Below are 12994 nucleotides of genomic sequence, written 5' to 3'. Positions count from 1 at the left end.
GCATGAGCCTGATCGGGGACGGACTCGACAAGGCGGTGCAGAAGGCGTTCACCCGCCCCACACCGAAGAGCGCGGGTGCGCAGATGCGGTACCTGGTCAAGCAGCTCGGCGGCACCAGGGCCGTCGCGCAGATGCTGCGGGTCTCCCAGCGCACCGTCGAGCGCTACGTGAAGGACCAGATCAAGAAGCCCCGACCCGACCTCGCCGGACGCCTGGACCGTGAAGTGAAGGCCCGGTGGCAGCCGCAGATCAGGGCCAAGGCTAAGGCGAAGGCCGCGTCCACGGACGGCATCATCATCGACACCCGCGCCCGCCTCGGCTACACCGCCCCGATCGGGTCGACGGACCAGGACCGCATCCGCCACCTGACCGTCGCCCTCCCACCGGTCCACGCCGCCCGCCTCTTCGACGCCCAGGAGCAGGGCGCGTCCGACACCCGCCTCCAGGAGATCGCCGCCGAAGCGCTCAAGGAGGTCTACTTCCAGGACGGCGGCCGCCGCGCCGGCTCCCTGGACGAAGTCCGCTTCACCGACATCGAACACCTCGAGTTCGACCTGTAGCCGCGTGCTGAACGCGGGCGAGCCCGGCCCTGTACAGCCCGGTGGGCCAAGACACGCCAGGGTGTCGGATCGGCCGACCTGTTGTCGCCCGGCCGGCGGGTGGGGGAGGGGAGGCGAGCAACCGGCCAGCCCCCCTCCGCGGACGCCGACCGTCGCAGGTGCACCGGCTGCGGCGCGACATAGCCGACAAGCTGAGGCCCGGCGTGCTTCCCGCCGGAACTTGCCCCCACGGCTCAACGACTTACTGGTAGTGCGCGGCAGAAGCCGCGGGTGTCGCACGAGGGGAAACGGTGCTCATGAGGGCGGGGCTGTCGAAAGTTCTGTTGGTCAACTCCTGTCTGGCCGGGGCGGTGTGGCTGACGTGGGCGCTGGTGTGGGGGACGGAGTACTTCGACGTACTCGCCGACAACTGGCGGGTCGCGGTAACGATGATCTTCGGGTCACTGGTGGGCGGGGGGACCAGCGAGGGCGGTGGGGCCATCGCGTTTCCGGTCATGACGAAAATTCTGGCCGTACCACCGGACCAGGCACGCGTCTTCACGTTCGCCATTCAGTCGATCGGGATGACCGCGGCCTCGCTGTCCATCCTGCTGTGCCGCATACCCATCGAGCGGCGTGTGGTGATCCACGGCTCGGCCGCGGGGGTCGTCGGAGTGGTGCTCAGCGTCTCCTTGCTGGCCCCCCTTGTCCCCCTGGGAACCGTCCGGGCCCTGTTCACGATGCTCCTCGTGGCGCTCGCTGTGGCGCTGTTCGTCCAGATGCGACAGCGCGGCTACCACCGCAACGACACGATCCCCTTCTGGAACGGGCGGGAGAAGGTGCTGGTGGTGACAGCGGGCTTCCTCGGCGGTGTCATCAGCGGCGTCGCCGGAGTGGGAGAGAACTGTGTGATGTTCCTGCTGCTCGTGCTGTTGTTCCGGGTGTCGGAGAAAGTGGCCACCCCGACCACCGTCGTGATGATGACGGTGATATCCATCGCGGCCTTCCTCACTCACATTCTCCGTACAGGAGACTTCACGGGGCCCGTCGTCGACTACTGGACGGCGGCGGCTCCTGTCGTCGCCGTGGGTGCGCCGCTGGGCGCATGGGTCTGCACCAGGCTCACCCCGTTGACGATACGGATGATTCTCTTCGTGCTCATAGGCGCCGAGCTGATCAGCACACTGCTGCTCGTGCACTTCACCGACGGGATGATCGTGCTGAGTGCGGTCACCTTGACGGTGTTCACGGGGCTGTGCCTGATCTGTGTACGGCAGGACCGTTACGCCCGGCCCACGGAGTCGGGGGGCCGGGCGGACAGTCCAGGTCTCAGCACTGCTTCGGCGCGCTGACCGGAGCGACCGGCCCGTTCACGCGCTACCGGGTGGCGGCGCCGGCCCCCTCGTACCCGTGCCTCTTACGGAGCGCGGTACGTGGACAGCCACGGTCCGGTGCCGTCATCCGGTACGACGATGGCCGGGGCTGGATTCTCTCTCTACGGACCCTCAGACCCGGCTCATGGTCGAGGAGTAGCCGCCTCCACCGGGGTAGACCCAGTCACCGGTCGCCTTGGTTCCCGCGGCGTTGAACTCGCCCTCGAAGTAAGCGGGGCTTCCCTTCTCACCGGCCCAGATGGTCAGTTTGTCGCCGACCAGTTCGTACACGTAGTCAAGGGTGTTGCCCTGGGAGTCGTAATACCTCGACACCACGTCCTTACCGGGCTCCTCACCGAACGGACGCAGGTTGCCGATCAGTTCCATGCCGCTGACCTGCTCGCCGTCCTGGGTCAGGTCAACGTGCTGGATCAGAAAGAAACCACCGGGCATCCACTCGTAACGGACAGTCCCCTCGGCTCCGCCGGTTACCTTCCAGGTGCCGACCAGGCGGTCCAGGGCCTGCAGCTCAGTGCTCGGCGTGTTGGTCTCGGACATGTCTCTCTCCTCGCAAGGTCTCTTCCGGATGCCACTTACCCGCCTTCCCGCCCATCGGGCAACGAGGCTCCGTGGCGGTCGTCAGAAGACTGATCGCCGCAGGAGGGGCTCGGTCGGCCTCCTGGACCGGGGAATCGCAGCACCCGGCTTCGGAAAAACGGGCCACGCGGTCCTACGCTGCACGGTCCGCGAGAACTCGCGACGCCGACATGCCGCGTCACCACCCGACAGCACCCTTACGCGTTCAGCCTCGGCGGCCGACCGAATACCGGATCGAACAATTCCGGTCTCTTGGTGCGAGCGACCGGGAAACCGCTCGGTCGCTCGCACTCGTACCCCCGGCGACCAGGGAAAAGAGGTCGTCCGGTGTCGATAGCGACGGAAGCGACCCACAGTTCGGGTATATGAGGTCATTCTGCGGGTGCAGGCATGCGTCATATACAGGAGAGTCGAGTCGCTTCCGTCGCTGTCAGCCGTCGGCATCCCCTCCGAACTGGCGCTTTGTCGATTCAGAGGTACAGCGATCAAAGGGGCTCGGTCGCTACGGAAACTGAACGCGTGAGTAGAGGCTTCTCCGGCGCCAATACGGTGCAAGATTCGGGAAGAGGAAGCTCCGCACGGGCCGGATGTTTTCGCTAATCTGTGTTGGTCGGTGGGTCGCTTCAGTCGCTACGGGGGAACGATGTATGGCTCCTGAGCTGCGCGTTCGGGGATTCTCCACCGTACGCCCCGGCACCGTCCTCCCGGCTGCGCCGCGGTCCGTGGACATTGCCCGGTGGTGCGCGGAACAAGGCTGGCCGGTCCATCCACTGGCCGTCGGCCGCAAGACGCCGGCAGGCAACTGCGGGGGCTGCCGGGCCCCCGGTCACACCCACTCGGGCTGCACCTGCCCTGCGGAAGGGCGCTGGTGCCATGGTTTCCGGGCAGCCACGTGTGACGCCGAGAGGATCCTCCGGTGGTGGAGAAGTGCACCGGAAGCGGGAGTCGGGGTCTCCTGCGGCCCCGCCGGGCTGGTCGTCATCGACATCGATGCCCATGGACAGAGCCTGCCCGACCGCGACTGCCTGCTGCCGGGCATACCCGTACCGCCGCAGGTCGATCTCACGGGTCTCGCGAACGGCTACCACACCCTGGCCCTCCTCGCGGCCCTGCGGGGCGCCCCCGACCCGGCCGATGACGAGGACACCTTGCGGGTGCGCACGCCTTCGGGCGGCCTCCACGTCTGGTACCGGGCTCCCGACGCCCGCTCGTGGCAGAGCTCCGCGGGCTCGGGTGGCGGACGCGCCCTGGCCTGGCAGGTGGACGTCCGCGCCCACGGCGGATACATCGTCGCCCCGGGGACCTGGACCCGGGCCGGGACCTACCGGGCTCTGGGCGCCTGCCGGAAGCCTGCGGTGCTGCCTGCCTGGCTGGCCGAGGAGCTGAAGCGGACGGGCCACCTGCCTCGGAAGATCCAGGCAGGCCCCTGGCAGCCCCCGCCCAGGGCCCGCCAGGCCGTCGCCGCCGCGGGCGGCGGTGGGCAGGGTGCTCTCGGCATACTCGTTCCGGTGCTGGCCGAGGTGGCAGCCTGCGCCGCGCAGTCGCAGGGCACCGGATTCTCGGAGAAGCTCAACCGGGCCTCGTACACCGCGGGCGGACTGGTCACCGCCGGTTTCCTCACCCATCAGCAGGCCGAGCAGATCCTTCAGGACACCGCGGCCGCAGCCCGGCCGGGGCAGGGCAGGAAAGCCGCTGGGATCATCCGCAGCGGGATGTCGGCCGGTGCGCGCCGGCCGCTGTACCTGAGGAGAGAGGGATGACCCCCGGAGGCCGTCCGCCGTCCGGCTTCGACGCTCACGCCGTGGCAGCCCAGATCCTCGCACGGTCCACTTCTGCCGGGCCTTCGCTGCCCGCGGGAGGGGTTCCGGGTCGTGCAGAGGCGTCTGCGGGCCCGGAGCAGGTGTTGGGGGTGGGGTTGTTACCGGATTCGTTGACGGATCGGGGGAACGCGAAGCTGTTCGTGCGGTTGTACGCGCAGGACTACCGGCATGTGACGGGGCTGGGGTGGTACCGGTGGGACGGCACGCGGTGGCAGAGCGATGAGGACGACACGGTGCTGTGGGTCGCTGGTGAGATGGCGGAGAGTATCGCGGCGACCGATCCGCGGGGGGTGTATTCCGATGCGGCGCTGCGCAAGCACCGGCGGCGTGCGTTGAGCACGTCGGGGATCAACGCGTTGTTGAGCCAGGCGAGATCGGCGCCGGGGATGGTGCTCAGTGCGGGGGCGCTGGACGCGGATCCGTACATGCTGTGCACGCCGGCGGGGGTGGTGGACCTGCGGTCGGGGAAGCTGCGGGCCGCGGACCCGGACCGGGACTTCCATTCGCGCTCGACCTCGATCGGCCCCCGGCAGATGCCGACGCCGCGCTGGGATCTCTTCCTGACCGATACCTTCGGGGACGACGCGCGGGGCCGGGAGATGATCCGTTTCCTGCATCTCCTGCTCGGTTACTCCCTCACCGGTGACGTCGGAGCGCAGGTCATGCCGTTCCTGTTCGGATCGGGCAAGAACGGAAAGTCCGTACTGCTCGACGTCCTGATCAAGCTGCTGGGCGACTACGCGGACGCCGCGCCGCCCGGTTTCCTGATGGCCCGTCCCTTCGAGGGGCACCCCACCGACCTCGCCGAACTCCACGGACGCCGCGTGATCGTGTGTTCCGAGGTCAAGCCCGGTGACCGGTTCGACGAGTCCCGGGTGAAACTCCTGACCGGCGGCGACCGCATCAAAGCACGCCGGATGCGCCAGGACTTCTTCTCCTTCGCCCCCACCCACAAACTCTGGCTCCTGGGCAACCACCGCCCCGAAGTCGGCACCGGCGGCTACGCCTTCTGGCGCCGGATGCGCCTGATCCCCTTCGACCGCGTCGTCTCCGACCAGCAGAAAATCGACAACCTCGCCGACATCCTCGTCACCGAGGAAGGCCCCGGCATCCTCAACTGGCTCATCACCGGAGCCCACCACTACCTCAACAGCCCCCGCGACCTCACCGGACCGGAAACCGTCCGCATCGCCACCACCGCCTACGCCGAAACCGAAGACCACACCGGCCGCTTCCTCACCGAACGCTGCACCTTCCAGCCCCACCACAGAGTCGAACAGGCCCGCCTGTACCACGCCTACACGGCCTGGTCCCGGCACGAGGGCATCAATCCCGCCTCGTCCCGGGCCTTCGCCGCCCGCATCCGGGAAGCCGTCGGACTGGCGTCACCGAAGGAGATGCTGCTGTCGAACCAGCGCAAGTACTACCCGGGCATCGGGCTCCTGGCTGTGGCCGAGGAGGAGGCGGAGTGAGTGCTCTGATCGACGGGGACGAGATCAGTGAGGAAGCGGAGCTTGTCTGGCTGGAGGACATCTCGATCCTGGATTACGTACGACAGAGCCTGGACCGGCTCCCCAACCGGAGAGGAAGGCCCGCCTACCACCGGGACGGCCGCATGGTGGGATACGCCGTGCTCCATGCGCGGGCCCGCCCCTCACGTACGTCCGGCACCTTCCGCCGACGCGTCTTCTGGCTCCTGCCCCACGACCGCGACACCGCCCCCCAGGGCCTCTACGCCACCGGCGCACCGGCCGAAGCCGTCGACCCCGCCACCCTCACCCCCCGCACCAAAGGCCAGAAGACCGAACGATCCGAAGGAGGCCCCCTCACCACCCCCCCTCACCCGGCCACACCTGTGCCCGGGTGAGGGGGGGGAAGTGCCCGCGCCTGTCAGCCGGTGAGAGCCTCGTCGGCCCGGGTGCCGTTCTGTCCGCTCGCCGTGGCATAGCCGTCGGTGACGATGCGGTCCGCAGCCTGCTGGTAGTAGTCGTCCTGCGTCGGGATGCCGGTCGCCAGGCAGCTGACATAGCGGTTGTACATGCAGAAGGCGGCGGCGATCAGCACGGTGTCGTGGATGTCGCTGTCCTCGGCACCCGCGGCGCGGGCAGCCGCTACCGTCTCGTCGCCGACGGGACGCGCAGCTGCCATGACCTCGGCGGCGACGGCGAGCAGGGCGCGCATCCGGGGGGAGACGGGTGCGTCCTGCGGAGCGGCGAAGACGGCGGTCACCGCCTCGTGTCCGCCGTCCAGCTGTGCTGCTGCCGCGGCTCCGTGGGTTCCGGCGCAGAACGGGGTGTCGTTCAGGTGTGAGACGTAGGCGGCGATCAGTTCCCGTTCGCCCCGGCTCAAGGACGCCGGGGCGCGCAGCAGGACGTTGGCGAGGTGGTTGAGCGGCGCGGCGGCGTCCGGCCGCTGGAACATCAAGCCCCGGATGCCGGGGTGGTCGTTGCTGATCTCGATGTGCGGCACAGTGCTCCTCGGATGCGGAGGGACGAAGCGGCCTTCATGTTCACGGGGGAGGCGAGCGTGCTCAACTTCCTCCGTGCGCTTGTGTGCCCGGGTCCTGTGCGGCATCGGCCGGATTTCGCCTCCGTGCCGCGGGCGAGCATTCTGGGAGATGGATTTGCCCGGTGCCGCTTCTACGCTGTGACCTCAGCCGTGGAGGGGAACCCTGTTGTGGCCGGCATCACCGAGTCAGCGGCACGGGAAAGGGGAGGGATGGCGGCGGGAGCGTCGGTCCGTCGGCGGCAGTTCCTCTGCGGTCGATCGGCGGCGTGCCGGCCGTGGCGCCGGTGTTCCCGCTGTCGGCCTTCTGCGCGGGCGGTCGGTCCGCGGCCCGGATGACGTCATCCTCCACACGATTGACGGCGGTCTCCGCGGGGACCCTGATCGCGGCGGGCATCTTCACCTTCTTGTACCGGGACGTCAGGACTGGACTCACGCGCGCCGGGAGGCATCTCCTGGCATCCGATCGCTCCGTGGGACGCGTGAGGCCTGTTTCACCGCCGGCGGGCGCAGGATCCCATACCCCGCCCCGGGCTGATGCGGTATCCGACTTTAGGCTGCTCATGGCCGCAGGCCCGGTGCACAGTGTCCAGTAGCGGCTGTGGCCGAGGAGGAGGCGGAGTGAGTGCTCTGATCGACGGGGACGAGATCAGTGAGGAAGCGGAGCTTGTCTGGCTGGAGGACATCTCGATCCTGGATTACGTACGACAGAGCCTGGACCGGCTCCCCAACCGGAGAGGAAGGCCCGCCTACCACCGGGACGGCCGCATGGTGGGATACGCCGTGCTCCATGCGCGGGCCCGCCCCTCACGTACGTCCGGCACCTTCCGCCGACGCGTCTTCTGGCTCCTGCCCCACGACCGCGACACCGCCCCCCAGGGCCTCTACGCCACCGGCGCACCGGCCGAAGCCGTCGACCCCGCCACCCTCACCCCCCGCACCAAAGGCCAGAAGACCGAACGATCCGAAGGAGGCCCCCTCTCCACCCCCCCTCACCCGGATGTCGTTCCCCCGGACGATTCCGTTCCGCGGTGACGTGTCCGCCCTGACCGGGAGGTCGTCCCGTGTTCGGTGAGGAAGCGGCCGGTGTGGTCTTCGGTTTCGGCGTAGGCGGTGGTGGCGATGCGGACGGTTTCCGGTCCGGTGAGGTCGCGGGGGCTGTTGAGGTAGTGGTGGGCTCCGGTGATGAGCCAGTTGAGGATGCCGGGGCCTTCCTCGGTGACGAGGATGTCGGCGAGGTTGTCGATTTTCTGCTGGTCGGAGACGACGCGGTCGAAGGGGATCAGGCGCATCCGGCGCCAGAAGGCGTAGCCGCCGGTGCCGACTTCGGGGCGGTGGTTGCCCAGGAGCCAGAGTTTGTGGGTGGGGGCGAAGGAGAAGAAGTCCTGGCGCATCCGGCGTGCTTTGATGCGGTCGCCGCCGGTCAGGAGTTTCACCCGGGACTCGTCGAACCGGTCACCGGGCTTGACCTCGGAACACACGATCACGCGGCGTCCGTGGAGTTCGGCGAGGTCGGTGGGGTGCCCCTCGAAGGGACGGGCCATCAGGAAACCGGGCGGCGCGGCGTCCGCGTAGTCGCCCAGCAGCTTGATCAGGACGTCGAGCAGTACGGACTTTCCGTTCTTGCCCGATCCGAACAGGAACGGCATGACCTGCGCTCCGACGTCACCGGTGAGGGAGTAACCGAGCAGGAGATGCAGGAAACGGATCATCTCCCGGCCCCGCGCGTCGTCCCCGAAGGTATCGGTCAGGAAGAGATCCCAGCGCGGCGTCGGCATCTGCCGGGGGCCGATCGAGGTCGAGCGCGAATGGAAGTCCCGGTCCGGGTCCGCGGCCCGCAGCTTCCCCGACCGCAGGTCCACCACCCCCGCCGGCGTGCACAGCATGTACGGATCCGCGTCCAGCGCCCCCGCACTGAGCACCATCCCCGGCGCCGATCTCGCCTGGCTCAACAACGCGTTGATCCCCGACGTGCTCAACGCACGCCGCCGGTGCTTGCGCAGCGCCGCATCGGAATACACCCCCCGCGGATCGGTCGCCGCGATACTCTCCGCCATCTCACCAGCGACCCACAGCACCGTGTCGTCCTCATCGCTCTGCCACCGCGTGCCGTCCCACCGGTACCACCCCAGCCCCGTCACATGCCGGTAGTCCTGCGCGTACAACCGCACGAACAGCTTCGCGTTCCCCCGATCCGTCAACGAATCCGGTAACAACCCCACCCCCAACACCGAGGGGGTGCTGCGCACGGTCCGCAGGCGTCTGCGGCGCGCCGGGGCCGAGTAGGTGCGCCGGCGCTCGGGAAGGCCGAGGGGGCGGGCGGCGGGTGACAGTTCCGAGGAGGTTCCGCGGGGGCCGACCGGTGTGGCGGGCACAGCGTTCGAGCGAAAATGACCTGCAGAGCCGGCCTCGTCCACGGGCGCTCCTGACCGTCGGTGGATACGAAAAGGGCTGAGCCGTGCGTGTCCGCCCCGCGCGCGTGAGCGGCGGGTGGCGAACGGATCGGTCCCGCTTCTCAGAACCGCTCGGCCTGTCGCCCGGCGCCCGGGGCATCGGGTGCCGGAGTGGCATGTCGCGGTGGTGCGGGAGCAGCCCCGGGGGCCGGAGGGCCGGCCGCCGTGAGGCGCGGATCCGGTGGACGGGTCGAAGCGTTGCCTTCGGCTGAACTCATCACGTGTGCGCTTCCTGAATCATCGGAACTGGTCATGTTCGCGTGACTGAACGCGCCGAGGCACCCCCGGAAAACGTCTTCGATGCATCATAGGAACGATTCTTTTTTTGTCCATGGGAGACTAAAATTTTTGGCCGATTCACCCCGACAAAGGGTGTGTTCTGTAGAAGTGTGCACGCGGGGTTCAGGCCGCCCTCGGCACGTCGGGAGTCCGCGGGGGAGGCGGAGGCGGGGGCAGCCGGCCCGGGCTTTTGATGATTTTCTGCCAGAAGACTTCGGCCATTCACCCAACTCCCGCTAAGGTCGTGCCCCTGCGAATCGGCGACCGGGTTCGAGCCCGTGCCGCCGACGGGGGACGTAGGGGAGGTTCGCGTGGGCGCGATGACGGGTGGGTCGCGGCAGACGGAACGATGTGCGGACGGGGGAGCGCCCATCCGCCCACCGTCGGCGGTCCCGCCGTGCGGCCCGGTCCTCTTGCGCGCCAGGGGCGGCGGAGTGCAGGCCCGGCACGGTCCGCTCAACGGAATCCGTGATGGCCGATGCCCGGCTGCCGTAGGACCGTCGGAGCGATTCACCGGTGGCGTTTCAGCTGGTTCCTCCGCCGGCGCCAGGTTTCCCGGATGGTCCCTTTTCAGCCGTGGCGCCCGAACCGTGCGGTACCGGATCGCGGGACCATGCTCCGTGTACGTACCGGCCGATCCTGATTTACGATGTCCTCTCCGACGATGATCGGCATGGCGAAGCAGCGTGCGGAGTTTTATGCCGAAGGGGTTCGGAGCCTTGCCCGGGGGGGCAGGCCGACGGCACTCAAGTTTCGGCGCAATGGCGACCAGGTGACAACCACGAATCGATCAAGCAGGTAAAAGGCTTGGTCAAGCGGGGGAGGGGGAGGGATGTCGGCGATCTTCGAGCCCCATGGGGCCGACGTTCCCTGCCAGGTCTCCGGCCGACGGAAGCGCCCTCCCCGTAGAACACCATATCGCTCGCTGCGATATCGCGGCGCTCGATCGGTTGCCCAGGAGAAGGGAAACGAGCCATGGCGGCACACGACGTGAGGCACGCGCACCTGCCGGTCTCCGTACTTGCCGATCAGATCTTCGGGCACCTGCCGAGGGCCGATCAGAGGGCGTGGGCCCAGGCCTACCTGACGGGGCTGCTGACCACCGACGGCAAGAAGTCGATCAGACGGATGGCCGCCACCGTCTCCCGTTCGCCCACCGCGTCGCAGTCGATGCACCAGTTCCTCAATGCCAGCCCCTGGGACTGGGCCCCGGCACGTGCCGAGCTGATGAGATGGGTCGAGCAGCAGCTCGATCCGCGCGCCTGGGTCCTGTCGGTGGCGGTGTTACGCAAGCGGGGAGATCACTCCTGCGGGGTGCACCGGCGCTTCGTCCCCGCCACCGGACGCTCCGTCAACTGCCAGCTCGCGGTGGGTGCGTTCCTCTCCACCGGCGCGACGGCCGTGCCCGTCCACTGGGGGCTCCTGCTGCCCGGGGCCTGGGTCGAGGACCATGCGCGCCGCGCACGGGCCCGCATCCCCGAATCGGTCGGCCAGCGCAGCGTCGAGCAGCATGCGCTGGACCTCGTCGACGCGCTGTGCGGGAGCACGCAACTGAGTCCCCGGCCGGTGGTGGCCGATCTGAGTCATCATTCCGGGGTCATCTCGCTGGTGCGCGGACTCACCGCCAGGGGACGCGAGTTCGTCGTGTCACTGCCGGGCCGGACCCCGGTGGTCCCGGTGGGGAGAACGACGGCGCGCGGCGCGTACTCCGCGAACCTGCCCGCCCCCGTGGAGGCACAGCGCCTCTTCGGCCTCAAGCACGCCGGGCATCTCAGACCCGGCGCCCATGATGGGCACGGCGGCGCCGATCGCACCGCCACGATGACCACGCTGGTGCGGCTGCCGCAGGTGCGGCTGGCACGTCACACGCCGCACGCCACGTACCGGATCTTCGGTATGCCGTCCTACTCGGGGCCCCGCTCCGCGCGGATCTGGCTGACCAACATGACGCAGCGGCGGACCGACGAACTGCTGGCGCTGGCCGGGCTCCAGCACCGGGCGGGCACCGCGGTGCAGTCGCTGGAGGACGACTTCGGTCTGCTCGACTTCGAGGGACGGTCCTTTCCCGGCTGGCATCACCACATGACTCTCGTGTCGGCGGCTTCGGCGTACAACCTGCTGGAGCTGTCCGGCCGCCGGCCCGGCTCCCAGGAGGGGAGCTGAGCGACGCGTCCCTCGTGGACGGCCGAGGGGGATACGGGCGGGTTCCGGTTCCCCGGACCCACCCGCGCGCTTCTCCCCTTCCCGGGCGCTCAGCTCGCCGCCGGCAGGACGCCCGCCGCCCGCGGGGGAGGCCCGAGGTGGCGGCGGGCGACCGTGATGAGCAGGGCGTAGGAGAGAACGGCCAGCCCGACCGTGACGATCCAGGTGTACGAACCGGCCGGATCGTAGACCCGCCCGGGGTTGCCCACGTCCACGGCCGGAGCGGTCCGGCCGGCTTCGAAGGCGTCGCGGTCGCTTCCGTACAGCTTGACGCTCCCGAGATCCACGGTGCCGTCGGTGGAGCGGAACGTCCCCAGCCACTCGCAGGTGGTGTGTCCGGCGTGCCCGGCGCACACCAGGCGGGTAGCGGTGAAGGTGCCCAGGGGCCCGTCCGCCGTGGCGGTCCGGGCCGCGTCACCCAGGTTCGGCACCGTCAGCCAGAACAGCAGGACTCCGAGAAGCAGGAGCAGCAAGGACACGAACCCCGAAGGCCTTCTGCCGCTCGTCGTCACGGGGTCAGGCCTTCGGGGCGCAGGTGCACCGTGCGTCGGCGTTGTCCGGTCGGCCGGGCCGGGTGTGCAGGTACATCGCGACCACCATGGGAACCGTCACCAGGGTGTTGTAGAAGAGGTGCAGCTCCACGCGGGGCGCTATCAGCTGGATCAGACTGGTTGCCGCCGGCCTCCCCAGCAGGTTGGCCCCGGCCAGTGCCTGCACCAGGAGCAGCAGATGTTCCATGTGGTGCCAGACCTGGATGCCGAGGGAGATCTTCCACCAGGTGGCCGAGCGCCCGGTGAACCCCGGCCGCAGGAGGAACAGGCCGACCATCATCACCAGGGCGTAGCCGTAGTGCATCCACTCCGAGGTGACCAGCCAGGGGAACGGCATCCCGAGGACGCCGCGCGCCTCCGGAATGGGCCAGCCCATGACGTAGATCTGGTAGGCCTGGACCAGGTGCTCAGCCCAGTGCGCGACGACGATGAACATGAACACACGCAGGCCGAGTTGGTGGTGGCGGGTGTTGACGGCTTCGATCCCGCCGCGAACGGTGAAAGGTGATGCTCCGGTGCTGATGGCCATCCCTGGGCCTCCACGGTCGGTTTGGGAGGGGCAGTGGGTCATCACACCAGCACTTCGCGCGCGCGGGCTTCTTCCGGAGTGCTCTCTTCTCCGTGAGCCGGGCCTTCCGTGGGTCCTGTGAAACAACTCGAACGGTACGGTCAGGC

General features: G+C 68.8%; 12 protein-coding genes. 7 read left to right on the top strand and 5 right to left on the bottom strand.

All coding sequences use genetic code 11. The annotated features are described in order from the left end of the window. Window positions 1–2: 2 nt before the first annotated feature. Entirely contained in the window at window positions 3–560 is a 558-nt protein-coding gene (gene tpg / locus WQO_RS34070; RefSeq protein WP_010064691.1) for a telomere-protecting terminal protein Tpg, read from the top strand. 296 nt (window positions 561–856) lie between these two features. Continuing rightward, window positions 857–1891: a TSUP family transporter gene (locus WQO_RS34065; protein WP_032749421.1), complete on the top strand. Its 1035-nt coding sequence runs from the start codon at window positions 857–859 to the stop codon at window positions 1889–1891. Window positions 1892–2044: 153 nt separating this feature from the next. Here the strand turns inward: WQO_RS34065 and WQO_RS34060 are convergent, their stop codons facing one another. After that, window positions 2045–2470 (bottom strand): hypothetical protein, encoded by a 426-nt coding sequence (locus tag WQO_RS34060; RefSeq protein ID WP_010064688.1) that lies wholly within the window; start codon window positions 2468–2470, stop codon window positions 2045–2047. 686 nt (window positions 2471–3156) lie between these two features. Here WQO_RS34060 and WQO_RS34055 point away from each other — a divergent pair. The 3 genes from WQO_RS34055 to WQO_RS34045 are packed head-to-tail and all read left to right on the top strand — an operon-like array spanning window position 3157 to window position 6196. Then, on the top strand, window positions 3157–4269 hold the full coding sequence (locus tag WQO_RS34055; RefSeq protein ID WP_010064686.1) for a bifunctional DNA primase/polymerase: 1113 nt from the start codon (window positions 3157–3159) through the stop codon (window positions 4267–4269). Further along, window positions 4266–5801, top strand: a complete 1536-nt coding sequence (locus WQO_RS34050) for a DNA primase family protein (RefSeq protein WP_058954236.1) — start codon at window positions 4266–4268, stop codon at window positions 5799–5801. Before WQO_RS34055 ends, WQO_RS34050 begins: the two co-directional genes overlap by 4 nt. Further along, window positions 5798–6196, top strand: coding sequence for a DUF6009 family protein (locus tag WQO_RS34045; protein WP_058954235.1), 399 nt, complete (start codon window positions 5798–5800; stop codon window positions 6194–6196). Before WQO_RS34050 ends, WQO_RS34045 begins: the two co-directional genes overlap by 4 nt. A 23-nt stretch (window positions 6197–6219) precedes the next feature. Here WQO_RS34045 and WQO_RS34040 read toward each other — a convergent pair whose 3' ends face one another. Next, window positions 6220–6798, bottom strand: a complete 579-nt coding sequence (locus tag WQO_RS34040) for a carboxymuconolactone decarboxylase family protein (protein WP_010056885.1) — start codon at window positions 6796–6798, stop codon at window positions 6220–6222. A gap of 657 nt (window positions 6799–7455) precedes the next feature. Between WQO_RS34040 and WQO_RS34030 the strand changes: the two genes are divergently transcribed. After that, the gene (locus WQO_RS34030) at window positions 7456–7869 is read left to right on the top strand and encodes a DUF6009 family protein (protein ID WP_058954234.1); all 414 of its coding nucleotides are present in this window, start codon (window positions 7456–7458) and stop codon (window positions 7867–7869) included. Here the strand turns inward: WQO_RS34030 and WQO_RS34025 are convergent. After that, window positions 7827–9083, bottom strand: coding sequence for a DNA primase family protein (locus tag WQO_RS34025; RefSeq protein ID WP_237274243.1), 1257 nt, complete (start codon window positions 9081–9083; stop codon window positions 7827–7829). The genes WQO_RS34030 and WQO_RS34025 overlap by 43 nt on opposite strands. A gap of 1458 nt (window positions 9084–10541) precedes the next feature. On the opposite strand from WQO_RS34025, the gene WQO_RS34020 reads away from it, so the two are divergent. Then, window positions 10542–11729, top strand: coding sequence for an IS701 family transposase (locus WQO_RS34020; RefSeq protein ID WP_010056329.1), 1188 nt, complete (start codon window positions 10542–10544; stop codon window positions 11727–11729). 89 nt (window positions 11730–11818) lie between these two features. On the opposite strand, the gene WQO_RS34015 is transcribed toward WQO_RS34020, so the two are convergent. Both WQO_RS34015 and WQO_RS34010 read right to left on the bottom strand, forming a co-directional pair. Then, entirely contained in the window at window positions 11819–12247 is a 429-nt protein-coding gene (locus WQO_RS34015; RefSeq protein ID WP_010056328.1) for a hypothetical protein, read from the bottom strand. Between the two features lie 37 nt (window positions 12248–12284). Continuing rightward, window positions 12285–12848, bottom strand: coding sequence for a hypothetical protein (locus WQO_RS34010; protein ID WP_010056327.1), 564 nt, complete (start codon window positions 12846–12848; stop codon window positions 12285–12287). Window positions 12849–12994: the final 146 nt, after the last annotated feature.

This window comes from Streptomyces globisporus C-1027, from assembly GCF_000261345.2.
Lineage (GTDB): Bacteria > Actinomycetota > Actinomycetes > Streptomycetales > Streptomycetaceae > Streptomyces > Streptomyces pakalii.
The sequence above is the reverse complement of the archived record's forward strand: the minus strand, read 5'-3'. Positions and strand labels throughout refer to the sequence as shown.